22 protein-coding genes, 1 tRNA gene and 1 pseudogene are annotated in these 22,494 nt (G+C 38.4%); 10 read left to right on the top strand and 14 right to left on the bottom strand.

Annotation, left to right across the window (positions count from 1 at the left end; all coding sequences use genetic code 11):
• Nucleotides 1-37 precede the first annotated feature (37 nt).
• Nucleotides 38-3,136 (bottom strand): plasmid replication protein, CyRepA1 family, encoded by a 3,099-nt coding sequence (locus BMF77_RS17885; protein WP_148764685.1) that lies wholly within the window; start codon nucleotides 3,134-3,136, stop codon nucleotides 38-40.
• Between the two features lie 424 nt (nucleotides 3,137-3,560).
• Complete coding sequence (locus BMF77_RS28715) at nucleotides 3,561-3,695, bottom strand: hypothetical protein (RefSeq protein ID WP_256370355.1); 135 nt, start codon at nucleotides 3,693-3,695, stop codon at nucleotides 3,561-3,563.
• Nucleotides 3,696-3,712: 17 nt separating this feature from the next.
• Here BMF77_RS28715 and BMF77_RS17880 point away from each other — a divergent pair, with 17 nt between their 5' ends.
• Nucleotides 3,713-4,171, top strand: a complete 459-nt coding sequence (locus tag BMF77_RS17880) for an NADAR family protein (protein ID WP_148764683.1) — start codon at nucleotides 3,713-3,715, stop codon at nucleotides 4,169-4,171.
• A 107-nt stretch (nucleotides 4,172-4,278) separates the two neighbouring features.
• Nucleotides 4,279-5,448: pseudogene (locus BMF77_RS17875) on the top strand (tetratricopeptide repeat protein); the annotation flags it as partial.
• Between the two features lie 306 nt (nucleotides 5,449-5,754).
• Here BMF77_RS17875 and BMF77_RS17870 read toward each other — a convergent pair.
• Nucleotides 5,755-6,873, bottom strand: a complete 1,119-nt coding sequence (locus BMF77_RS17870; RefSeq protein WP_148764679.1) for an RNA-guided endonuclease TnpB family protein — start codon at nucleotides 6,871-6,873, stop codon at nucleotides 5,755-5,757.
• A 61-nt stretch (nucleotides 6,874-6,934) separates the two neighbouring features.
• Here BMF77_RS17870 and BMF77_RS26845 point away from each other — a divergent pair, with 61 nt between their 5' ends.
• Nucleotides 6,935-7,102 carry a hypothetical protein gene (locus BMF77_RS26845; protein ID WP_168204458.1) on the top strand — a complete coding sequence of 56 codons (168 nt, stop codon included), beginning with the start codon at nucleotides 6,935-6,937 and terminating at the stop codon, nucleotides 7,100-7,102.
• A gap of 27 nt (nucleotides 7,103-7,129) precedes the next feature.
• Here the strand turns inward: BMF77_RS26845 and BMF77_RS27385 are convergent, their stop codons facing one another.
• The gene (locus tag BMF77_RS27385; protein ID WP_210422226.1) at nucleotides 7,130-7,375 is read right to left on the bottom strand and encodes a hypothetical protein; all 246 of its coding nucleotides are present in this window, start codon (nucleotides 7,373-7,375) and stop codon (nucleotides 7,130-7,132) included.
• Between the two features lie 110 nt (nucleotides 7,376-7,485).
• Here BMF77_RS27385 and BMF77_RS17860 point away from each other — a divergent pair, with 110 nt between their 5' ends.
• Nucleotides 7,486-9,867 carry a phosphoketolase gene (locus BMF77_RS17860; RefSeq protein WP_148764677.1) on the top strand — a complete coding sequence of 794 codons (2,382 nt, stop codon included), beginning with the start codon at nucleotides 7,486-7,488 and terminating at the stop codon, nucleotides 9,865-9,867.
• Nucleotides 9,868-10,229: 362 nt separating this feature from the next.
• On the opposite strand, the gene BMF77_RS17855 is transcribed toward BMF77_RS17860, so the two are convergent.
• The 3 genes from BMF77_RS17855 to BMF77_RS17845 all read right to left on the bottom strand — a co-directional run bounded on the left by BMF77_RS17855 (nucleotide 10,230) and on the right by BMF77_RS17845 (nucleotide 11,666).
• Nucleotides 10,230-10,691, bottom strand: a complete 462-nt coding sequence (locus tag BMF77_RS17855) for a photosystem I reaction center subunit XI (protein WP_148764675.1) — start codon at nucleotides 10,689-10,691, stop codon at nucleotides 10,230-10,232.
• 294 nt (nucleotides 10,692-10,985) lie between these two features.
• On the bottom strand, nucleotides 10,986-11,132 hold the full coding sequence (gene psaJ, locus BMF77_RS17850; RefSeq protein ID WP_015079100.1) for a photosystem I reaction center subunit IX: 147 nt from the start codon (nucleotides 11,130-11,132) through the stop codon (nucleotides 10,986-10,988).
• Nucleotides 11,133-11,171: 39 nt separating this feature from the next.
• On the bottom strand, nucleotides 11,172-11,666 hold the full coding sequence (locus tag BMF77_RS17845) for a photosystem I reaction center subunit III PsaF (protein WP_015079099.1): 495 nt from the start codon (nucleotides 11,664-11,666) through the stop codon (nucleotides 11,172-11,174).
• Nucleotides 11,667-11,929: 263 nt separating this feature from the next.
• On the opposite strand from BMF77_RS17845, the gene tsaD reads away from it, so the two are divergent.
• Complete coding sequence (gene tsaD / locus BMF77_RS17840) at nucleotides 11,930-12,973, top strand: tRNA (adenosine(37)-N6)-threonylcarbamoyltransferase complex transferase subunit TsaD (protein WP_148764673.1); 1,044 nt, start codon at nucleotides 11,930-11,932, stop codon at nucleotides 12,971-12,973.
• Nucleotides 12,974-12,986: 13 nt separating this feature from the next.
• Here the strand turns inward: tsaD and BMF77_RS17835 are convergent, their stop codons facing one another.
• Entirely contained in the window at nucleotides 12,987-13,259 is a 273-nt protein-coding gene (locus tag BMF77_RS17835) for a hypothetical protein (protein WP_148764671.1), read from the bottom strand.
• Nucleotides 13,253-14,146 carry an alpha/beta fold hydrolase gene (locus BMF77_RS17830; RefSeq protein ID WP_148764669.1) on the bottom strand — a complete coding sequence of 298 codons (894 nt, stop codon included), beginning with the start codon at nucleotides 14,144-14,146 and terminating at the stop codon, nucleotides 13,253-13,255. Before BMF77_RS17830 ends, BMF77_RS17835 begins: the two co-directional genes overlap by 7 nt.
• 401 nt (nucleotides 14,147-14,547) lie before the next feature.
• On the opposite strand from BMF77_RS17830, the gene BMF77_RS17825 reads away from it, so the two are divergent.
• The 4 genes from BMF77_RS17825 to BMF77_RS17815 all read left to right on the top strand — a co-directional run bounded on the left by BMF77_RS17825 (nucleotide 14,548) and on the right by BMF77_RS17815 (nucleotide 17,530).
• On the top strand, nucleotides 14,548-15,075 hold the full coding sequence (locus BMF77_RS17825) for a GNAT family N-acetyltransferase (RefSeq protein ID WP_148764667.1): 528 nt from the start codon (nucleotides 14,548-14,550) through the stop codon (nucleotides 15,073-15,075).
• A gap of 163 nt (nucleotides 15,076-15,238) precedes the next feature.
• A tRNA-Pro gene (locus tag BMF77_RS17820) sits at nucleotides 15,239-15,312 on the top strand.
• Between the two features lie 561 nt (nucleotides 15,313-15,873).
• Entirely contained in the window at nucleotides 15,874-16,272 is a 399-nt protein-coding gene (locus tag BMF77_RS27380; protein WP_210422225.1) for a hypothetical protein, read from the top strand.
• Nucleotides 16,265-17,530, top strand: a complete 1,266-nt coding sequence (locus tag BMF77_RS17815) for an NACHT domain-containing NTPase (protein WP_210422224.1) — start codon at nucleotides 16,265-16,267, stop codon at nucleotides 17,528-17,530. Before BMF77_RS27380 ends, BMF77_RS17815 begins: the two co-directional genes overlap by 8 nt.
• Here the strand turns inward: BMF77_RS17815 and BMF77_RS17810 are convergent.
• The 5 genes from BMF77_RS17810 to BMF77_RS17790 all read right to left on the bottom strand — a co-directional run bounded on the left by BMF77_RS17810 (nucleotide 17,515) and on the right by BMF77_RS17790 (nucleotide 20,814).
• Nucleotides 17,515-17,871 carry a DUF86 domain-containing protein gene (locus BMF77_RS17810; RefSeq protein WP_148764665.1) on the bottom strand — a complete coding sequence of 119 codons (357 nt, stop codon included), beginning with the start codon at nucleotides 17,869-17,871 and terminating at the stop codon, nucleotides 17,515-17,517. The two genes, BMF77_RS17815 and BMF77_RS17810, sit on opposite strands and share 16 nt — an antisense overlap.
• Nucleotides 17,861-18,151: a nucleotidyltransferase family protein gene (locus tag BMF77_RS17805; protein WP_148764663.1), complete on the bottom strand. Its 291-nt coding sequence runs from the start codon at nucleotides 18,149-18,151 to the stop codon at nucleotides 17,861-17,863. The genes BMF77_RS17810 and BMF77_RS17805 overlap by 11 nt, the downstream gene beginning before the upstream one ends.
• Nucleotides 18,152-18,191: 40 nt before the next feature.
• On the bottom strand, nucleotides 18,192-18,587 hold the full coding sequence (locus tag BMF77_RS17800; protein ID WP_148764661.1) for an STAS/SEC14 domain-containing protein: 396 nt from the start codon (nucleotides 18,585-18,587) through the stop codon (nucleotides 18,192-18,194).
• Nucleotides 18,588-18,665: 78 nt separating this feature from the next.
• On the bottom strand, nucleotides 18,666-19,103 hold the full coding sequence (locus BMF77_RS17795) for a DUF29 domain-containing protein (RefSeq protein WP_210422223.1): 438 nt from the start codon (nucleotides 19,101-19,103) through the stop codon (nucleotides 18,666-18,668).
• Nucleotides 19,104-19,506: 403 nt separating this feature from the next.
• Nucleotides 19,507-20,814, bottom strand: a complete 1,308-nt coding sequence (locus BMF77_RS17790) for an aminopeptidase P N-terminal domain-containing protein (RefSeq protein ID WP_148764657.1) — start codon at nucleotides 20,812-20,814, stop codon at nucleotides 19,507-19,509.
• Between the two features lie 375 nt (nucleotides 20,815-21,189).
• Here BMF77_RS17790 and BMF77_RS17785 point away from each other — a divergent pair, with 375 nt between their 5' ends.
• Nucleotides 21,190-22,431 carry a VCBS repeat-containing protein gene (locus BMF77_RS17785; protein WP_148764655.1) on the top strand — a complete coding sequence of 414 codons (1,242 nt, stop codon included), beginning with the start codon at nucleotides 21,190-21,192 and terminating at the stop codon, nucleotides 22,429-22,431.
• Nucleotides 22,432-22,494 lie beyond the last annotated feature (63 nt).

Below are 22,494 nucleotides of genomic sequence, written 5' to 3'. Positions count from 1 at the left end.
CCGATTTCTTTGAGAAGTCGGGTATCTGTTTTTTTGTTTAACTTATCAGTACAGCTTCCTGTTGAGACTTTTTAGATAAATCTACAATTTCACATTCCATATTATGTAAAGTAGTTAACATCAAATCATCACGGTGTTGCCAAACTGCAAATATTTTATCTCTACCATCATTTAGAGTGTCTAAATCAATTTTATAACCATCATTGACTTGCTGTAATTTCAAACCTAACAAACCTAAAAGTCGGCTTAATAACTTAATTCCCGCAACAGATTCTTTACCTCTAACTAAATCAATACCTAAAGCGCGTTTAATATGTCTACTACTTTGTCCAGCTACATTTTTTAGCCAAATTAAATCAGCGTCATTTTCACTAAATACTCTTTCTGTTTCCAGAAATTGCATTATTCCTAAAGCCCGCATAGCTTCTACTTTCAACGTATAAGTTCTTAAATCTGGGAGAAAAACTTTACCTTCACCCCACAATAACTGCTGACTCCATTCTTGCTGATCTTTTACATGAAAATATTCACTTTCATGAGTCAGATAATAATGAATTAATAATTGTCCATAATAACCTTTTTCATCCTGTAATTTGAGTTGGGGAGTAACTACAATTCCATACCTTTGTCTGAGAATATATTTATCAACTTGATGACGTTCTCCATTGCTAAGAGAATGTTTAGTTAATAGCTGTTCATATTCCACATAGTCAATATCTTTAGCATTAGCTACAGAATTTGCTGCTGCTGATTGATTTTGCTGCTTAATTTCTTTGATTTTGCGTTTAATTTCCTTGGCTTTTTGAAGACTTTGTCCCCAATCTTTTTGCACTTTAACAATTTCTACAATTAACCGTTTGCGATTTTCTACATCACTAGGTTCAGTGGCAAAAAAGGCTAAACGCAAATCACGAAGAATGTTATTTTGGACTTCATTACTTCGCATTTGAATTTGATGACCATCAGTTATTAATCCATCCTGCATTGATTGCCGATAAAGACGAATAGAAGCATTTACCCTAGCAGATAATTTTGCCCAAGTGCGTAAATGAATAGGATCATAAACTAGAGGTAAATCTACATCTATTTTATGTAATGGACTTAATAAAGCTAAGTTTTCTTTTTGATTTTCTTGATACCAATTAGACAGTAACCGATAATTTGTACTGCCACTACCAATTAAGCCAATACCGCGTTTAGCACACCAAACAATACGGGGAACATTATCCCTAACTCTTGCTAAAGCTTGACGGGCTTCTGAGTCAGGAATTACCCCTTGAAAAATGCCATAAACTCGGTCAAAATGTTGAACATCAATACTAATTCCTGTTCCCAAACTAGGGGTAACAAAAACAGTATCATAATCAGTGATTTTTTGATTAATAGCAGCTATCAAATCAACGGCTGCATGACCAGGTGTATTAGTAGTATGACTACTAACTACTAAAGTTTCAGGAAATTCTCTTCTGAGTTTCTGTAAACGTTCTTTTAAATAACGTTCAATAGTTTCACAACTGTAGCGTCCAGAACGACTATCAGTAGTAACATAGCATTTACGTCCAGCAATTAAATCTAATTCTAATTGATGAATTAGGGGTGTGGGATTGGGTGAATCATAAAAAGTTGTATCCCAACCTTTTTCCGGTTTCCATTCATTGACAACTACCCAAGGATTTAATTTAATTCCGGCTAAGGTCTGTAAATATTCTAAAGATACATCTGATAAATCGGCATCTTGGGCAATTATCAAACCTCCTGTTGTGAGAACTGTAGAAATTAGTTGTTGGAAAATACGAAGAATTTTAACTCGTTTTTGTTTACAGGTATTACTATTGAGTAAATGCCATAAAGACTGCTCAACCTCATCTAAAATTAATATGGCACCGTGCCAATCTTCGGGTTTTAATTTCCAAATTGAATCTACACATAATCCCAAAGATGGCGTAATTGGTAACGGAAACTTAACAGCTACTTCATCAGCTTCTATCCGCCATGATTCATGCTCAAAACCCCATTTAATCCCGATTTTATCACATAAAAACCGTCCCAAGATGATTCTATGGGTAATTAATAAAACTGGTTGATTATGATTTTTTGCTCGTTGAACAATGCTTTGTAATGCTGTGGTTTTACCTGTACCCTTGGCTGATTTCACTCCTACTAAACCAGAGGTAGGAAAGGCAATTTTTCCCAAATAAGGACGGTTAACAGTAAGTGCAGCGGGAATTGTTAACTCTGTATGGGGTTTGGTTTGGGCAATATAAATATCTAAATCTAGGCTTTGACGATAAGTTTTATCAAAGGCTGTTGCACCTTTGGCAATGATAAATTCATCAACTCCTTTTTCTTTGCCTGGAAGTTCGACAACTTTAACAGGACAGTTTTGTTGTTGAAATAAACAACCCAATTGAGAAATAGCATTATTGACAGCCGCAATTTTTTTGCCTTGGGTTTCAAAATCAAAACAAATATAAAAGTTGCGTTTTATGTTTGTGAATACTGCTAAATCAGGTATTAATTGCCGCCGGGTAACTTTGCCAAATTCATCTTTAATAACTCGATAACCGCTATTAATACCAGGAATAGCAATAGCAACATATCCTTGGCTTAAAAGGGCTGCGGCTTTTTTCACACCTTCACAAATGACAATGGCTATTTTATTTTTAATTACCCATGACCAAAAACCTTCGGCTTCACCATCATGATTAATAGTAATATTTTCCGGTATGGCTAAGTTGTAACGTTGGCCAACTTGTTGCCAAATTTGTAAGGATATGCGTAAACAAAATATGCGTGTGGGTGTGCTGGGAGGGTGTTCATATTTAATTGATTTGCCCTTTTGATTTTGTCGCGGTTGGTTGGGTTTAAAACATCCCCATTCCATCTTATGCCAATTATTGAGAGGGTCTAGTCCAGAACACCACCAACCACCTTCTGTAACATGGGTATACCGCTGTAACCAAGCATTTTTAATCATCCCTGTATTGGTGCGAGGGAGTTGGTCAGAAATGAGCAAATATTCATAAGCACTGATACCTTGAAGCGATTTAAAATTCAAAGGAATTAAGTCTAAGTTTATACCACTGCTCTTGACTAATTCTTCAAGGTGTTGTGGATGTAAAGAAGGCAGATGCATAAGCTGAAGCAGCTAAGGAATATAACAAGATCAAAACTTTAGCACGGCTAGGCTGATTTTTTATAAAATAATTTTTCAAATTTTAGTGTTATTTTTTTTACTTTGTTTTGATAAATACTTCTGTGAATATATCAAGGTGTGGTTAGGGCTGTGCAAGGAGCATAGATAGACAGTTTGCGTAACTCAGAAGCAGCACGGGTCATATTATTACCAATAGCTTGGGGACTTCCAAGAAATAAAATCCCCAGAAAAACTTAATAGACAATATGTTTTTTGAAAAAAGCTTGCACTCAGCCAAGCCTAAGTGTCGGGATAGGCCATTGCCACGACTCTAAACGGGCGCAGAGACAGAGTAAGACTAGCAACGGTTAGCGTCAGTCGGTGAAGCGTCAAGAATCACCACACCTTTAGGTCGGTGAGTATCTCAACAACCAGGCGGTAATTCTGGTAAAGTTTTTTGAAACCGGGAAAATTGGTATTCTATCCATTCCCCTACTTGTTGTTGGAATAAGGAAAATTCCCACACCCAATTTGTTTGTTCAAAAGCATCTGTAGTCATAAAAGAGAATTTTGCAAATGACTATTTACTTTTATCAAGTTTCCCAGCCCTATGGTTGTTTTTCTAACTTTTCTCCCCACAGTATTAACATTGACGGTACTGACTGGCCTACCGTTGAGCATTATTATCAAGCACAAAAGTTTGTTGGTAGTCCCGATGCTCCCATTATACCTTTAATTCACGCTGCTGTTAGTCCTGAACAGGCTGCTGCTTTAGGGCGTTGTCCCTCTCGTCGTTTCCGTCCAGATTGGGAATTGGTGAAAACTCAAGTTATGCGGATTGGGGTACTACAAAAATTTATCACTCATGCTGATATTAGGGAAATATTATTAATTACAGGTGATGAAATGCTTATAGAAAATTCCCCTACAGACTGTTTCTGGGGCTGTGGTGCAAATCATACAGGAGAAAATCATCTCGGTAAAATCCTCATGAGTGTACGTGCAGAAATCCGCTTACAATTCTTGAAAAGATGAAAACCTTTGATACTGGTCGCTTATATAAAATATTGTTTACTGAGAGTATCATCACAAAAAGCTGATATTCTAAACAGAGTTTGTAATTTTACCAAGTAGTAATTCTGATGAAAAGTAGAAAACAACAAGATAATTGGCTGATGTTACTGGTAGGTAACGGCTATATAACTTTGTCTATTAGTATTCTGTTGTTTGGTTGTGTGAGTGCAGTTACTGACTCTAACCGTGTTTTGGCAAAAGATGATTCCTCAAAAATTGCTCAATCTCCAGCAGCAACAAAGGAAAATGCAGAACGGCTTTTTGAAGAGGGACAGGCACTTTATCAAAAAGGATCAGCAGAGTCATTGCGACAAGCAATTCAAAAATGGCAAGAGGCTAGATTATTGTATCGGGCTGTGGGCGATCGCCGTGGGGAAGCTACCACTCTCAATAATATCGGTGCTGTCTACAATGCTTTAGGAGAAAAGCAAAAAGCACTGGACTATTACAACCAAGCCTTACCCATACGTCGGGCTGTGGGCGATCGCGGTGGGGAAGCTACCACTCTCAATAATATCGGTGCTGTCTACGATGCTTTAGGAGAAAAGCAAAAGGCACTGGACTTTTACAACCAAGCTTTACCCATATTTAGGGCTGTGGGCGATCGCAGTATGGAAGCTACCACTCTCACTGGTATCGGTGTTGTCTACTCTGCTTTAGGAGAAAAGCAAAAGGCACTGGACTTTTACAACCAAGCTTTACCCATACTTAGGGCTGTGGGCGATCGCCGTGGGGAAGCTACCACTCTCAATAATATCGGTGGTGTCTACTCTGCTTTAGGAGAAAAGCAAAAGGCACTGGACTTTTACAACCAAGCTTTACCTATAAGTAGGGCTGTGGGCGATCGCAGCGGGGAAGCTACCACTCTCAATAATATCGGTAGTGTCTACTCTGATTTAGGAGAAAAGCAAAAGGCACTGGTCTTTTACAACCAAGCTTTACCCATATATCGGGCTGTGGGCGATCGCCGTGGAGAAGCTACCACTCTCAATAATATCGGTCTTGTCTACTCCGATTTAGGAGAAAAGCAAAAAGCACTGGACTATTACAATCAAGCCTTACCCATACGTCGGGCTGTGGGCGATCGCGGTGGGGAAGCTACCACTCTCAATAATATTGGTCTTGTCTACTCTGCTTTAGGAGAAAAGCAAAAGGCACTGGTCTTTTACAATCAAGCTTTACCTTTAATGCGGGCTGTGGGCGATCCCTATGGAGAAGTTACCATTCTTGATAATATTCGTGCATTAGGAGGGTTTTAAGTATAGGCTTTTAAAGCTCACTGATGTTTTTTGTTTGTAAAGTTTAATTGCAAAAATATCCAATCTAATTTAAAGTTGTTATTCCAATAGTTGAAGCCATTAGAGCTTCCGTTCTATAAAACTTACCCAAAATTACCAAAGTCTAGACACATCTGAACAGCGATAACCTTAGTGCTTATTTCCTGTTTAATCACGGTCTTAGAATGACTTCTAAGAGGTTTGTCCGCTCCACAAGCTATCTCGGTAGAACTTACCGTTTCTGACCGTAGTTCCTCAAAGGAACCGCTACGCTACAGGGATAAAAATATCCGCAAACCATCGGTCAATATTCTTAGCTGCGTTGAGGTCACGATCCTCTGTATGTCCACAATCAGGACAAACATAAACGCGGCTTTTTAATGGCATTTTATGACGATGATTACCGCAGTTAGAGCATATTTGCGAACTAGGAAAGAACCTATCCACAAGGATTAATTCACTCCCGAATTTCTCAGTTTTGTACTCTAATTGCCTTTGAAATTCATACATCCCACAATCTGCAATTGCACCCGCTAATTTGTGGTTCTTCAAAAATGCCTTAACGTGCAAATCTTCTATCTTAATTATGCTGTGGTTTTTAGCTAGATAGTAGGTTAATTTGTGAATAGAATCCTTGCGAATATTAGAAACTTTGGCGTGTAATTTAGCCAATTTTCTCACAGCTTTTTTGCGATTATTAGACCCCTTTAGTTTTCTGCTAACGCTACGCTGTAAACGTTTCATGCGTTTACTCTTATGGCGGTAGGCTTTAGGATTCTCGAATACTTCACCATTACTACAAACTGCTAACTCCTTAATTCCTATGTCAACGCCGATGGTCGGTCTGTCTGCAAGTATAGGAGGTTTTTCAACTTCGTATTTAACAGAAATAAACCATTTATCAGCCTGTCTAGAAATCACGCAATTATGAGTTACTGTAATCGGTAAAGGTTCTGCTAAACGTACCCAGCCAATTGACGGTAATTTAATTCTTTTACTATCATTTTTAATTGCTGGTTTCGCCTTAGTTCCTGACTCCAAATAGAAAGAATCACGTTGACCTTTCTTTTTGAATCGGGGTTGTTTCGATGTCTTCCTAAAACACCTATCCCATGCTTGGCGTAAATCAGCTAACGCCTTCTGAGGGATATTTTTATTAACTTCGTAATACCAAATATGCTCAGATTTTACCTCAGCAACTAACTTTTTATGCAAGTCAATAGCTGATGGTAATTTAAGTTTTTCGCCTTCTTTGCGAGTAGCTAAAATATCCTTGATTTGAGCATTTGCCCAGTTGTAAGCGTGTCTAGCGACTCCAGAAGCCTTGCGAAAAGCTGTAATCTGTCGGTTATTTGGAATTAGTGCAGTTTTGAATGATAAAAGCATTGATTCGACCTTCAATGTTGTGCTATGATGTCTAGTATATCAGACATATTAGGATTTGGCAATGCCTCGGATTAAATTTAAACCACAAAATAAAGTAGCCTACGATAAATCACCCTTGCAATTTAAGGTTTTACCTGGAGTCAGGGAAAAAATTAAAACCGTCCCTGACTGGCAACAACGGTTGAGGGAATTTGTTGATCAACTTATTGAAGACTTGGACAAACAGTAACATAAGGCTAGTTATGGGTAGAAATTATCAAGCTGTTTCTACCCCCAAACAAATCATCACAGTTACATTGACATTAGACCTGCATACGTTACGCGCTATTTTCTTAGCGTGTTCAATCCGTTGCCGTACGGGCGAAGCATTCGCGCTGTTGAGTTGTCGGTTGGTCGCATAATTTTTATAAGCGAATGCTTCGCCCCTACTTTTTTGTAAATCGTTTATTATACAATATATACAAAATGTCAGTGCAGGATTTATCCTGCAATTAGCCTTCATCCCGCAACTGTTGCACAGGTGTGTGCTGCTGAGTCGGACACGCCTTCAAGGGTTTTCGGCATTCTCCTTATAAAACTGATTGGTGCGAATACTTTGGACTGGAGTTTTAAATGACTATTACCAGCATTTCACAGACAAAACCTTTAACAGACACAGAATTACAAAAAATTAACGCCTATTGGCGTGCAGCCAATTATCTCTCTGTTGGACAAATATACCTCCTCGACAACCCTCTTTTGAGAGAACCACTCCAACAAAAACACGTCAAACCTCGACTATTAGGACATTGGGGAACTACCCCAGGGCTAAACTTGATTTACGCCCACTTTAACCGAGTTATTAAAAAATACGACCTCAATGCAATTTACATAGCTGGTCCTGGACATGGTGGACCCGGAATTGTTGCCAATACCTACTTAGAAGGAACATATAGCGAATATTACCCCAACATCTCCCAAGATGAAGAGGGAATGCAAAAACTATTTAAGCAATTCTCCTTCCCTGGTGGTATTCCCAGTCATGTCGCCCCAGAAACCCCTGGTTCTATCCATGAGGGGGGAGAATTAGGCTATGCTTTAGTTCATGCTTACGGTGCAGTATTTGATAACCCTGATTTGATAGTTGCGGCGGTTGTGGGTGACGGAGAAGCGGAAACTGGACCCCTAGCAACTAGCTGGCATTCTAACAAATTTATCAACCCTGTTACTGATGGTGCAGTTTTACCAATTCTGCATTTGAATGGATACAAAATTGCCAATCCCACAGTATTAGCACGGATACCCCATGGGGAATTGGAAAGCCTATTTATCGGCTATGGCTATAAACCTTACTTTGTTGAAGGTTCTGACCCGGCGGAAGTTCACCAAAAAATGGCGGCAGTATTAGATACAATCATTCCTGAAATTCAAAGTATCCAAAGAGAAGCGCGGGTACATGGTTTCCAAGCACGACCGCAATGGCCAATGATTGTTTTACGCACTCCCAAAGGTTGGACTGGACCCAAGGAAGTGGACGGGAAGAAAACAGAGGGTTATTGGCGATCGCACCAAGTCCCTTTTAGTGATATAGCTGGTAAACCGGAACATCTGCAATTGCTGGAAGATTGGCTAAAAAGTTACAAACCTGAAGAACTTTTCGACACCAACGGTCAACTGATTCCCGAACTGGCAGAACTAGCCCCCAAAGGTCAGCGTCGCATGGGAGACAACCCCCACGCTAACGGCGGAATTTTGCTGCGTGACTTGAAAATGCCTGATTTTAGCAACTATGCTGTAGAAGTATTTAAACCAGGAACAGTTAACGCTGAAGCTACCAAAGTTACTGGCAAGTTTCTCCGCGACATTATGAAACTCAACGAAGAAAGCCGTAACTTCCGCGTTTTTGGGCCTGACGAAACCGCCTCAAATCGTTTAGATCCTTTATTTGAAGTGACAAACCGCGCTTGGGATGCGGAAACTCTCCCGGAAGATGACCATTTATCACCGGACGGTCGAGTTATGGAAATCCTCAGCGAAACCAATTGTCAAGGCTGGTTAGAAGGATATTTGTTAACAGGTCGTCATGGTTTCTTCTCCTGTTATGAAGCTTTTATTCACATCATTGATTCCATGTTCAACCAACACGCCAAATGGTTGAAAACAACTCGGCATATTACTTGGAGAAGACCAATTGCCTCTTTAAATTATCTTCTCACTTCTCATGTTTGGCGACAAGATCATAACGGGTTTTCTCACCAAGATCCTGGTTTTATTGATCATGTAATTAACAAAAAATCCGAAATCATTCGTGTTTATCTACCACCTGATGCTAATACTTTGCTATCAGTAACTGACCATTGTTTAAGAAGTCGTAATTATGTCAATGTGATTGTGGCTGGTAAACAACCTGCATTACAATATTTAGACATGGATTCGGCAATTAAACATTGTACTAAAGGTTTAGGAATTTGGGAATGGGCTAGTAATGATCAAGACAGTGAAACCGATGTAGTTATGGCTTGTGCTGGAGATGTTCCAACTTTGGAAACTTTAGCGGCTGTGGATATTTTACGGCAACATTTCCCAGATTTAAAAGTGCGAGTTGTTAATGTTGTGGATTTGATGACTCTACAGCCAAAAAGTGAACATCCTCACGGTTTAAATAGTAAGGATTTTGATACTATTTTCACAACTGATAAACCAATCATCTTTGCCTTTCATGGTTATCCTTGGTTAATTCATCGTCTCACCTATCGGCATACAAATCATCAGAATATTCATGTGCGTGGTTATAAAGAAGAAGGAACAACAACCACACCTTTTGATATGGTGGTAATGAATGATTTAGATAGATTCCATTTAGTTATGGATGTGATTGACCGTGTACCAAAATTAGGTTCTCAAGCAGCTTATGTAAAACAAAAATTGCAAGATAAGTTGATTGAACATAAGCAATATATTCAGAAACACGGTGAAGATATGCCAGAAATCCGCGATTGGACTTGGCCATATTAATAATTGAGTTAAGCTGATTTTATAGGTAAGGGTTTAGCAGTGCTAAACCCCTACACATGAGATAACAATAAACAATTTATTTTTCTATTGATGCTGCAAAAGTTGTCCCTATTTCTCTGAATAATTTAGTATTTTATAATTAGTTTTTTGTAAAATTATAATTATCTATTTTCTAATATAAGTAGGTGAACACAATAAAACCAAACTGTGTAAAGAAACGTAAAATCGCCCAAACCCTCTTCACTCTTGCCTCTTGCCTTTTGCCTTGCCATAACGACAATTTTCAACGCCAACCTACTTACTTCTCTCGACAATAGGTAATAGCCCAAATTAGCAACTATTACCCATTATCAAGAATTAAATTAACCCAATAAACCTTGGATTAATCCAGAATTACTGGTTAAGAAGAAAGCGACTACTGCGCCACCGATACCACCAATCAAGAAAGCACTGGTGAAATTATTCCAACTTTCCTTAGAGTTAAAAGCATCAACAGGAGGATTGGGTACAGCAATACTAGCAAGAGCTTTACCAGGGTTGCTGTTAGCATATAGGGATAGGCAAGCTGTCAAAATTACAACCAATCCAATACTACCCAACAAACCAGCTAAGGTAGCATTGGGGGCATTGCGTAAAGGACCTAATCTATGGAAAGGTCCAAATAGTAAATAACCATGAGCCATACCGACTTCCAAACCGCGTCTAAAAGGATTTAGACCGGGGCGATAAGCTGGTAAGTTGCTAATAAACCACTTCACCAAGGGAGCGGAATTGATGGGGGTTTCTAGATCGCCTTTTTGTGGATCACGTGCTACTGCTGCCATAACTTTTCGATTCCTTGGATCACTAGGTGGGTTTTTGATGAGCTTACTGGTTGAGTCATGTTGTTTGCTCGCTTTTAAATGAGAAAGATGGCATTTTTCATAAAAATTAATTTTGCCACTTTCTCATTTAGAAAAGTATGAAACCCGGAAACAGTGGACAACATGACGAGTTTCATACATTAGTGAAGATTGCTAATTTGAGTGATATTTTCACCTAACTAGGTTTGATAACTCAATGAGACAATCTACAAGCATAAGCTAATTTACTTAGCTTTTGTAAACCGGATTTTCAACCTATAGGGGGTGGAAAAGGAGGTCAGGGAAGAAGCGATTAAATTCAATCAAAATCCCGGCTGTGATTGTCAACCAGATAGTTGCTGCAACGGGAGCAGTGGAAATGAATGTAATCAAGTAGTTGGTTTCGTTACCTTTTTCAGCCATGAATTTAGTCTCCAGAATGAGTGATTGAAAACAAATGAATTAACGTGGCGAAACGGTAATTTCTGAATCCTTCGCGGTTAATTCGCCGGAGAGCAATTCCTTGATTGCTGCTGCGGGCCAAGCAAAACCGGAGGTGATGATAGGTAGAGCAATACCCAAATCAATTTGGATTTCTTTTTGCTCCGCATCTGATCCTGTTTTGATTGCTTGGAGATAAGCACGGCCTACCCAACCAATCCAACCAGCAATGTAGAGGAAGAGAATACTAGGGATTAAAAAATCACCAGCATGATCAAGACTGCCATCTACAATCAAGTGAGGATAACCTTCAGGTCCACAGAGCGCCTGAGAATAACGTTCAAACCGCTTTTTGCCAGATTCGGGGTCAGTGGTGGTGTTGCGGGCATTTAGTGCTAGCTCTTGAAAGGCGGGAGAGTCTTTACAAGGAACAAGGTTTGCGCCTAGTGCATTAGCTTCAGGAGCAAAATTGAACCAAAGAGTCATCACCAAAAGCAAAGCAAACAATCGTCTCATGGAGTTGTTTCCTTTTATTACAAAACGAGAAGTTTCTTGTACAAAACGAAGCGGCTTGTACAGTCTTTATTTTAGATAACTAGGAAGTTATCATACTCTTGGCTGGGAACTGAGTAAAGTTTAAGTCAACAAAAGTTAAAGCTTCTCAATCAAAAGATAGGGAAGCAGGGTAGGAAGCAGGGAGTAGGGGGCAGGGGGAGATATGAGAGAATGTATATTGCCAATTACCAATTACCAATTACCAATTACCAATTACCCATTCTATGACAACCGTTCTAGCCATTGAAACCAGTTGTGATGAAACTGCTGTTGCAATTATTAAGAATCGTGAAGTGTGTAGCAGTATTGTTGCTTCACAAATTTCTATTCATCAACAATATGGTGGGGTAGTACCAGAGGTGGCCTCACGTCAGCATTTAGAAACCCTGAATTATGAAATAGAGCAAGCAATGGAGTCTAGTCATCTAGATTGGAGTCAGATTGATGGGATAGCTGCCACCTGTGCGCCTGGACTAGTAGGAGCGTTGCTGGTAGGATTAACGGCTGCCAAAACCCTGGCAATTGTCCATGATTTGCCTTTTTTGGGAGTGCATCACCTGGAAGGTCATATTTACGCGACTTACTTGAGCGAGCCAAGTTTAAATCCTCCCTTTCTTAGCTTACTTGTTTCCGGCGGTCATACAAGCTTGATTTATGTGAAAGATTATGGTATATACGAAACCCTGGGAGAAACCCGTGATGATGCGGCGGGTGAGGCTTTTGACAAGGTGGCGCGGTTGTTGAAACTGGGTTATCCCGGTGGACCAATAATTGACAAACTGGCACAAACTGGCAATCCCCAAGCCTTTGCATTACCGGAGGGCAAAATTTCTTTACCGGGTGGGGGTTATCATCCCTACGATTGTAGTTTTAGCGGATTAAAGACAGCGGTATTACGTTTAGTGCAGCAGTTGGAGAAAGAGGGTAAAGAAGTACCAATTGCCGATGTAGTGGCTAGTTTCCAGGATACTATAGCGCGATCGCTGACCAAAAGAGCGATCGCCTGCGCTCGGAACTATGGATTAGATACCATTACTGTAGGTGGTGGCGTAGGAGCTAATAGTGGGCTGAGAAAGCATTTACAAGCAGCAGCCAGCAAACATAACTTACGGGTTCTATTCCCACCCTTAAAATTTTGCACTGACAATGCCGCCATGATTGGCTGTGCAGCCGTCGAACACCTCTCACGTGGCAGAACTTCCCCACTCACATTAGGAGTCCATTCCCGGCTCTCACTGAACCAAGTCATGCAGTTATACGAAAATTAATTCAGGAGTATGGCTAACGCCACGCTTCGCTATCAGGAGTATGGCTAACGCCACGCTTCGCTATCAGGAGTTCAGGAGGAAGAAAGAAGAAAGAAGAAAGAAAGTTACCAATGACAACTGACAACTGTACGGGCGAAGCATTTGGAGAACTATTTTTGGCAATGACCGATAATTTATCTTCCAAATGCTTCGCCCCTACTAACAACTGTACGGGCGAAGCATTTGGAGAACTATTTTTGGCAATGACCGATAATTTATCTTCCAAATGCTTCGCCCCTACTAACAACCATTGGTGACAATTGACCGAATATGTTCAGCTACGGCTTCTGGTTGCTCTAACATAGCTAGATGTCCACAATCAGGAATTTCAATCACATTATCGCCAACGGATTGGAAAAGCCAATGAAAACTTGCTAAATGGCGGATATATTTGGGTTCAATCACCTTATCGTCAGCGCCAGCTAAAAAATAGACTGGCTGCTTTAATTTTGAGACTAATTTGGGTAAACAGTTAATTTCTGCTTCCGTAGTCGAGTCAAAAAGAGTTCCCAAAGCAGCTTCTGAATCAGCAACAATAAAATCAATCAGTCGTTGACGCGCCCAATATCGGTCTAAAGGATGTAATACACTAGCTTTAGTAAACAACAAATCAATCAAAGGCATTTGTGAAAGCCAACGAGGACGGACTTGTAAAAATTTTTGCCCAGCCGCACGAAATTGCTCAAACGCTTCTTTAAGATAAATCCCACCGCCTGCATTAATACAAATTACACCTTTAACACAATTAGGTAATTGAGTCGCTGTCCATAGAGCAATAGTGCCACCCAAAGAATGACCAATTAGCCAAGCACTAGAAATATTCAGGTGTTGGAGAAGCACAGCCAAATCCCGAGCATAAGCAGATGGAGAGTACATAGAATCCAAAGACAAACTAACCATACTAGAGTCTGTAGCAGTCAGTTCTATATCTGATGTCACCTGGGACTGTGATTCACCAAACCCTCGCAAATCGTAAGATAAACACTGTAAATCTACTGATAGACGAGAAATCACAGGTTGCCAATATACGCTACTATTTAGCCAACTGTGGATAAATACTAAAGTATGGGGGCATGATGTGGGAGCAGTTAGCTCATAAGTATGTGGAACGCCTAATATTTCTATTGTTGCCATAATTAAATATCGTCCCCTCAATAGTGGGTGCGACTCAATACAGGTTTTTGGTAGTGCGGGCATCTTGCCCGCGTGAGCGAGACGCTCACACTACAGTTCATCATTGTCTGTTTATAAAAGCAGCAGCGGGTAAAATTGTCACTCAAGCGGGAAAGATACTTGAATTTCGGAAAATTTTTGCCTTTGGGTGAGTTTTATGGAGTAGTGTGAAAACAAAATGCTAGAGTTGAGAGTGATTGGGAAGAAACACCTGATAACTAGCTGTGAGTATTACAAATCGCTAAAACACCTAGAATATTTCTAGTGGATTGGCAAGCAATGATCATAGTGATGTTAAATGTGAATCAACACTTTTAAAAAGTGGAAACCAATTTTAGTCATACTACCCGAACTGCATTGGCATGGGTTTTTGGAAAACTTGGTTTAGCACTCCTGAATCTTTAGCGGCAAATAAAAACACTGCTGTTAATGAGCATACAGCGGAAGTTGATGGTAATTCTAGTGTAGGTAAGGATCAAATCGTTTTCAGTACGGAAAGAGATATTGACCTTTATGAACTCGAAGAACTCTGTGATGCAGTTGGCTGGTCACGTCGCCCCCTGAGAAAAGTAAAAAAAGCTATTGAGCATAGTTTTCTCGTGGCCTCTATGTGGCAAGTACGAGGAAATAAAAAGCGTTTGATTGGTTTTGCCCGTGCTACCTCAGATCATGCTTTTAATGCCACTATTTGGGATGTAGTCGTTCATCCTGATTTTCAAAGTAGAGGTCTAGGTAAGGCATTAATGAAATATGTCCTCAAAAAACTTAGGAATGAGGAAATTAGTAATGTCACTCTTTTTGCTGACCCTCATGTTGTAGATTTCTATAAGACGATGGGCTTTATGTCAGATCCTGAAGGTATAAAAGGAATGTTTTGGTATCCTCAGTGATAAACGTGGCTGGGGTTTGGGGATTAGGGAACTAAGTATATTTCCCTAAATCTGATTTTTCTGGATTATTGGGTTTGCATTTATTCTTTTTTGTGATATGATAGTCGAGATAAACCAAAAAAACATAATTTGATTTATGTGGAACTTGGTTTCTGTGACTTTACGGGATGTAGCGCAGCTTGGTAGCGCGCCTGCTTTGGGAGCAGGATGCCGCAGGTTCGAATCCTGTCATCCCGATTTGTAAGTGGTTATATTGGTAATTGCGATAATACAGCGGCACAGCGTTTTTTAATTGATATCTCCACTGTCTAAACTGTGATTTTTAGGATTTTGATGATTTTTAGGATTTTTATTTGATGGACTATCATATCTTTCCTACATCATAATTTAGGTAATATCTCAAAATCCTTACATTCCAAAAAATCAGACTTCACACAACATCCTGTAAATCCTTTAATCCTGAGTATCCTGATTCAGACAATGTATTTCGCGCAAAGTCGCAAAGGAGCAAAGACGCAAAGAAGAGAAGGAAGAGATTTTCTTTTTCAGCCATTATAGGGGTTGAGCAAAAAATCAAATCATGTAAATCCTTACATCCTGGATATTATCTCGACTTCGCTCGATAACCACCTGATTCTGACAATTATAATTATAGGAAATGTTGGGTTTCCTTGCGTCAACCCAACCTACTAGCTAACGCACTGTGATTTATGTTGTGTAAGTGCGTACCGTTATAGGTTAAAATATGGGTGTTTATATGCCTGAAATTTAAGTATTACGATAAACACACCAATATCTATGAATAACAGACCTGGAATTATTCTTAAAAAACCTCTTCCTTTGGGACAAAAAGATATTAATGTGAATTGGCGTAATGTTTTTGCGGCAACAACTAAGGCTTTGCTAAATTTGGGTTTGCAGAAACCTGGTGTTGCCATACAAAATCTTGTTGATATTGGTATGGCTATTGGAATAACAGATCAACCGGGAGAAATTGCTTGGTTATTAATTTCTGCGGCTTTAACACAGGCAATGGTTCATCTCATAGGAGATAATCAAGATTTACTACAGGAAGTCAGTCAGGGGAAAGAACTCAAAGAAGATCAACTGCGGGAAATTTTGGATCAGCTTTTCAATCAGTGTTTAGAAAAATTAGAATCTGAAAACATTCCTATTTATTCATTTGCATTTGTTTAATCCAGAGGCTGATGTAGTTGAGGCAATTAGTAAATTTATTGAATCAATGCGCGATATGCCTTTGCCAGCTAATCCTTTGAACTCAGAAAATTTTGTTGATAAATTATTGATTATTTTTGATGGTTTGGATGAGTTGGCAATGCAAGGGGAAATGGCGGAAAGAGTTGCCCAAAAGTTTATTAGTGAAGTGAGAAGATTGGTTGATTTATCTAATCAGACTAAAACTCATTTATTAGCTTTAATTGGTGGACGAGAAATAGTAGTCCAAAGAAATGAAAGTGAATTTCGTAAGTCTAAGCAAATTCTTCATATTTTACCTTATTTTGTAGATGAAGAAGAAATAAAAAACAGGAATTTTATTGATGATAATAATTTATTACAAATAGATCAAAGGCAGATTTGGTGGGAAAAATATGGTGAAGCTAAAGGTTGTGGTTATAGTAAATTGCCAGATGAGTTAGATAGAGGGAATTTAAGAGAAATTACTGCTCAACCTTTGCTGAATTATCTTGTAGCTTTAAGTTATCAAAAGAATACAGTTAAATTCACAGAAGACAGCAATCTCAATGAAATTTATGCCGATTTAATTAGCAAAGTTTATCAACGAGTTTGGGGAAATAACCACAATCCACAAATTCAGGGAGTGAAAGAACAAGATTTTGTTCGCATTTTAGAAAGTATTGCTATTGCGGCTTGGCATGGTGGAGATATTAGAATTACAACTTTGTCGGAAATTGAAAAATATTGTGATAGTAAGATTATAGACCGGATTTTAAATATTTTTAACCAAGATAAAAAAGCTAGTTTTACCCGGTTGTTAACTGCTTTTTATTTTCGGCAACATGGAGTTAAAAACCGGGAACAGACTTTTGAATTTACGCATAAAAGTTTTGGGGAATATTTAGCAGCTAAAGGTATTGTCCGGCAATTGACGCTGATTCATAAAAATTTACAAGAACATCAAAAAGATTCTGATGATGGCTGGGACGAAAAACAAGCGTTAGAAAATTGGGCGAAAATCTGCGGTTTAACGGCAATGGATGAGTATATTTTTAAGTTTATTGTTGATGAAATTCGTTGGCAAAAAGATAATTCTAAGGTTGATATTGGTGCATGGCAGCAGACGATGTGTAACTTGATTAGCTATATGTTAAAACATGGTATGCCAATGGAAAGATTATCAATAAGGGGCGAATCTTCAACGGGCGTATCTTCAAGGGGCTTATCTTTAAGGGGCGAATATTATTGTAATGATTGAGATTCTTTTTCGAGTAAATTTTGTAATTGTTGGATTAGTACAGGAATATCATTATTAATTCCTTGCCATATCAATTTGAGCCTAACCTGAAAATATTCATGGGTAACAACATTTCGCATATCACCCATTAATCGCCAAGGAATTTCCGGGTAACGTTTCTTTATGTCTTCAGGAATATGTTTAGAGGCTTCACCAATAATCATGTAGTCGTAAAGTACGGCTTTGACGATAACTTTATTTTCGCAAAATGTTTCAAAGGTCAGTCCTGCTGCACAGTCCCTAATTGTACAGGTGGAGTCAAGAATATCCTGAATACGAACCAGCCAATTTCTAGAAGACATAGACAATATCCTCTAGAATTGGTTGGCGCAAATGTTCGCGTAAAGCATCTTTTGTTCCCATATCTACCGGACATTTTAATAAATCTTGAATATAGAGTTTAGCTTCAATAAACTGAAATAAACTCATTGATTCCGATAATTCTGCTAATAAATCCACATCACTATCAGAACGAGCTTCATTACGAGCAACAGAACCAAATAATTCCAGGGATTTTACTCCTAAATTTTGTAATTCTTGTTGATGTGTTCTGAGAATTTGTAATACTTCTTCACGGTTCATAATTTATTCATCCTCATTAATTTGAGCATTGAGTTTATTATCAGTCATTGTTAATTGATTTAACTCCCATTTGTGTAATTAAGGTGGTAAGAGAAACTTGTCTAATTTGAGCTAATTGAGTTAAATATTCCATGCGTTGAGCTTGATATTTTTCTACTTGTTCAGTTAATTCTAAAAGTTGTTCATATTCTGATTCCGTTAAGGTTTCTTGATGGCGTTTTTCTATCAATATTTGATATTGATGTTGTAATTCTAGAGGCAAATCTTGATTGATTTTGAGTAATAATTCAGATTCCTGTTTTGATAAATTAGGCGCAATTTTTTGAGCTTTAAATTGCAGAAATGTCTCGATAAATTGATCTAATTCAGGTTGACTTAATTGCTGAATAGCTTGAAGTAAATCTAATGGTGAGACTTTGATTTTAATAGTATTCATGATGTTTTAATACTACAGATTTTACTTTTCGATATATTGATTATAGCGACTGTAAATCGCCAAATAATGTTTGATTGTTTATTGTTTCCAAAAATCACAATCTAACATAGAATCTATGTCAGAAGAATATGGACATACATCGGGAAATGTAACTTGTGGATAATCTTTACGAACTCCTTTAATTGCTAGTCTCCAAGCTGTATTAAAAGATTCATCCCAGATATTTTTCAAACTTGGAGAATCTTCAAGTTCTAATTCTAATTGTCGTCGTTGTTCATTAATTGTTATTTCCCAACCCCGATAATTATCTGGTGAATTAACGTACAATCTTTTGAGTAAATGTTCTAGCAGAACCAAAAGTCGGCTTTTAAGTTCTTTTTTTTCTGATCTTCCCAAAGTCTCAATTTCCTCAATTAAATTTTCTAAATCTAGGTGGTCAAAATCTTTGGACTTGAGTTTATTAACTATATCTGTTGTCCACAGTAAAAAGTCACGCTCATAAAGAGAAACTTCCATAATATTCCTCATCTATTTTTTGTTAGTTCTTTGAATGTTATTTTACCTTTATCCTAACAAATCTAACAAATAATAACTTACATTTGCCAAACCGCTATGATTTTCACCTGAAAGAACCATTGTTCCATCATTTTTATGCACGTTCCCACAACTATCCAGATAACCAACTTTGACATCATAGGAATCATAAATATTCATGTCTGTTCCTAAACGACCTTTGTATGTGTTAAAAGTAGAATAAAAATTGCCAGTGTAAATTTTTCTTTCTTCACAATGACCCCGAAGTTGACCATTTACATAGAAGTTTTTACGATCATCATCAAACCAATAACTATCACATCATTAATTATACTTCTCAATCATGATTTGGTGGGCATTGCCCACCCTACAAAATACTTTGCCACTATTTTTCTAAATCCTTGATTTCCTTGGGAACTCCCGCTGTTAAAACCTCATTTCCATCTGCGGTAACTAATACGTCATCTTCAATGCGAATCCCAATTCCTACCCAGCGAGGATCAATTTCCGGTTGGTCTTCGGCGGGTTTGGTATCCGGTACAATATAAAGTCCTGGTTCTATGGTTAGCACTTGGCCAGGTTGTAAGGTTTGGGGGTTTTCTCCATGTTGATAAACGCCGACATCATGGACATCTAAGCCTAACCAATGACTGGTGCGGTGCATATAAAAGGGTTTATATTTTTCCTCTGCGATTAGTTTATCAATTTCTCCTTTGAGTAAACCCAGTTCAACTAATCCTTCTGTTAAAATTCGCACGGCTGCATTATGAGGTGCATGGAAGGAATTACCCGGTTTTACTTCTGCTATTGCTTGTTTTTGTGCTGCTAATACTATTTCATATAATGCTTTTTGTTCGGGTGTGAATTTACCACTAACGGGAAATGTGCGGGTAATATCAGAGTTGTAATAACCATAAGCACAACCTGCATCAATCAAGAGTAAATCATTGGCTTGCATTTGACAGTTGTTTTCAATGTAATGCAGTACGCAAGCATTCTTACCTGATGCGACAATAGAAGGATAAGCTGGTCCCATCCCACCCCGTAAACGGAAAATATGTTCTATTTCGGCTTGGATTTCATATTCATAACGTCCTGGTGCGGTGGTTTGCAAAGCATAATTATGGGCTTCTACGGCAATTTCTACGGCTTGACGCATTAGGTCTAATTCTGTTTTGCTTTTATATAACCGCATGGTGTTGAGGACAGTACCAGGGTCGGTGATGGATGTGGGGCCTGTACCACGTTTGGGATAGGTTCGGAGTAAGTTTTGATAATGTTGGAGAATTTTGTCGTTGAAATTGCGATCGCGTCCTAAATGATAATAGATACAATTGGCTTTTTCTAAATATTGGGGTAACTTTTCATCTAACTCCGCAATGGGGTAAGCTACATCTGCACCATAAAATTCCTTAGCTGCGTCTATTCCACAACGATAACCACTCCAAACTTCCTTTTCTCGGTCTTTGGGTTGGACAAATAAGATAAACCGATGTTCTGGATGATGTGGTGCTAATACTGCGACTGCTTGGGCTTCATTAAAGCCAGTTAGGTAAAAGAAATCACTATCTTGACGATAAATATACTCGACATCGTTATGCATTACTGCGGTCGGCGCACTTCTAAAAATCGCTGTACCACTGCCTATTTTCGCCATTAACTGCTCACGACGTTGCCGATATTCTGTTTGCATAGTTGATTTATTGATAGTGTTGTTTTTGGCTTTAACAATTATAGACTACTGATAAATGTTGTCAGGAAAATTGCTAATTTTAGTCATTTTAACCAATTTTTAATTTCCTTGACAATCCATGAGGACTTTTAGGGATGAGATTGTCAACAAAACAGGATTTCATTTTTAAATGATGACATTGATAAACAGAATATAAAATATTTTTTGATTGTTTAGATATGACTTTAAAAATTAAAAGTTAGTGTTGATGAACATTATGAAAATGTCTATAAATAATGACATTCAATCAAAATAATTAACCAAATGTTTGTTATTTACAGAATCTTCATATAAATCAAATTAAAAATAGATGTTAATAACTCATAAAAACAAGTCATGCCTGATCAATTATCTTTAGATACAAGAAATTACGGTTTACAAGCTCAAAATAAAATCGAGCAAGCATCACCTCTTGAAGATTTAAATACTTCATCTTTTAGCGTTAGAAGTTCTTCTGGATCTGCATTCGCAGATCCATTAGTTCCAACAAATCCATTACCTACATTGCCAATTGGAGGCAGTGCTAACCCCAATCCTAATCCTTATTTAACCAGTGCAGCCCTTGTTCCTGATTTTAATGGTGATGGTAAAACAGATAAACTTTGGGTAAATGCTCAAACTGGTGAAATTTTAGTTCGCTTGATGAACGGAACACAAGTTTTAGAACAAGCTTCTTTGGGTAAATATGACTTAAATACCTGGGACTATAAAACTGCTGATTTTAATAGCGATAATAAGACTGATTTCTTATTACGCAATAAAGCAACTGGTGAAAATGTAATTGTGCTAATGAATGGTGCAAAAGTCTCTAGTTTCCTAGCTTTAGATCGAGTTGATCCAGGTTTTACTGCTAGTATTGGCGATTTCAATGGCGATCGCAAAACTGACATTTTCTGGAACAATGCCACTACTGGTGAAAATGCTATTTGGCAAATGGATGGAACAACAGTAGTTAGTGCAACTGTTTTAGAAACTACAGCACCAGGATTGACTGCAACCATTGTTGATTTTGATGGTAATGGTAAGAGTGACATCTTCTGGCGCAATCCTACCACAGGTGCAAATACCGCTTGGTTTATGGATGGCAGCCAAGCCACCAAGTATGATCTTCAATCTCAAGATGCTTCCTGGACTTCTACTCTTGGTGATTTTAACGGCGACTTTAAAACTGACGTTCTGTGGCGCAATACCGCTACAGGTGAGAATAAGATTTGGACAATGAATGGCGTTTTTGTGACTGAAGGTGTTGTTAGCACTTTGGGTACAGATTGGAGCGCGAAAATCGGCGATTTCAATGGCGACGGTAAAACTGACATTTTCTGGCACAATGCGGCTAGTGGTGCAAATACTGCTTGGTTGATGGATGGTACAACGGTAAGTTCTGAAGCTTTCTTACCTAGCAATACTCCTGGTTTGACAGCATCTTTAGGTGATTTCAATGGTGATGGTAAGACTGATATTTACTGGAGAGATCAACAAACATCCGCAGATAAAATCTGGACGATGAATGGAACTTTAGCGACTGAAACTCCTGTTTCTGATGCAGATAAGCTGACTCCAGAATGGTATACAGGTTGATTTGGTAATTGGTAATTGGTCTATTATCAATTTATTAAGACTTTCTGAACTTATATTCAGCGA

The organism is Dolichospermum sp. UHCC 0315A, assembly GCF_008121535.1.
GTDB classification, from domain to species: Bacteria; Cyanobacteriota; Cyanobacteriia; order Cyanobacteriales; family Nostocaceae; genus Dolichospermum; species Dolichospermum lemmermannii.
This window is presented reverse-complemented; position numbering and strand designations above follow the sequence as displayed.

What these genes read in the sequence shown, in the direction of transcription:
- BMF77_RS17885 (WP_148764685.1), bottom strand. Translation starts at nt 3,136, where the DNA reads ATGCATCTGCCTTCTTTACATCCACAACACCTTGAAGAATTAGTCAAG.
- BMF77_RS28715 (WP_256370355.1), bottom strand. Translation starts at nt 3,695, where the DNA reads ATGACTACAGATGCTTTTGAACAAACAAATTGGGTGTGGGAATTTTCC.
- BMF77_RS17880 (WP_148764683.1), top strand. Translation starts at nt 3,713, where the DNA reads ATGACTATTTACTTTTATCAAGTTTCCCAGCCCTATGGTTGTTTTTCT.
- BMF77_RS17870 (WP_148764679.1), bottom strand. Translation starts at nt 6,873, where the DNA reads ATGCTTTTATCATTCAAAACTGCACTAATTCCAAATAACCGACAGATT.
- BMF77_RS26845 (WP_168204458.1), top strand. Translation starts at nt 6,935, where the DNA reads ATGCCTCGGATTAAATTTAAACCACAAAATAAAGTAGCCTACGATAAA.
- BMF77_RS27385 (WP_210422226.1), bottom strand. Translation starts at nt 7,375, where the DNA reads ATGAAGGCTAATTGCAGGATAAATCCTGCACTGACATTTTGTATATAT.
- BMF77_RS17860 (WP_148764677.1), top strand. Translation starts at nt 7,486, where the DNA reads ATGACTATTACCAGCATTTCACAGACAAAACCTTTAACAGACACAGAA.
- BMF77_RS17855 (WP_148764675.1), bottom strand. Translation starts at nt 10,691, where the DNA reads ATGGCAGCAGTAGCACGTGATCCACAAAAAGGCGATCTAGAAACCCCC.
- psaJ (WP_015079100.1), bottom strand. Translation starts at nt 11,132, where the DNA reads ATGGCTGAAAAAGGTAACGAAACCAACTACTTGATTACATTCATTTCC.
- BMF77_RS17845 (WP_015079099.1), bottom strand. Translation starts at nt 11,666, where the DNA reads ATGAGACGATTGTTTGCTTTGCTTTTGGTGATGACTCTTTGGTTCAAT.
- tsaD (WP_148764673.1), top strand. Translation starts at nt 11,930, where the DNA reads ATGACAACCGTTCTAGCCATTGAAACCAGTTGTGATGAAACTGCTGTT.
- BMF77_RS17830 (WP_148764669.1), bottom strand. Translation starts at nt 14,146, where the DNA reads ATGGCAACAATAGAAATATTAGGCGTTCCACATACTTATGAGCTAACT.
- BMF77_RS17825 (WP_148764667.1), top strand. Translation starts at nt 14,548, where the DNA reads ATGGGTTTTTGGAAAACTTGGTTTAGCACTCCTGAATCTTTAGCGGCA.
- BMF77_RS27380 (WP_210422225.1), top strand. Translation starts at nt 15,874, where the DNA reads ATGAATAACAGACCTGGAATTATTCTTAAAAAACCTCTTCCTTTGGGA.
- BMF77_RS17810 (WP_148764665.1), bottom strand. Translation starts at nt 17,871, where the DNA reads ATGTCTTCTAGAAATTGGCTGGTTCGTATTCAGGATATTCTTGACTCC.
- BMF77_RS17805 (WP_148764663.1), bottom strand. Translation starts at nt 18,151, where the DNA reads ATGAACCGTGAAGAAGTATTACAAATTCTCAGAACACATCAACAAGAA.
- BMF77_RS17800 (WP_148764661.1), bottom strand. Translation starts at nt 18,587, where the DNA reads ATGAATACTATTAAAATCAAAGTCTCACCATTAGATTTACTTCAAGCT.
- BMF77_RS17795 (WP_210422223.1), bottom strand. Translation starts at nt 19,103, where the DNA reads ATGGAAGTTTCTCTTTATGAGCGTGACTTTTTACTGTGGACAACAGAT.
- BMF77_RS17790 (WP_148764657.1), bottom strand. Translation starts at nt 20,814, where the DNA reads ATGCAAACAGAATATCGGCAACGTCGTGAGCAGTTAATGGCGAAAATA.
- BMF77_RS17785 (WP_148764655.1), top strand. Translation starts at nt 21,190, where the DNA reads ATGCCTGATCAATTATCTTTAGATACAAGAAATTACGGTTTACAAGCT.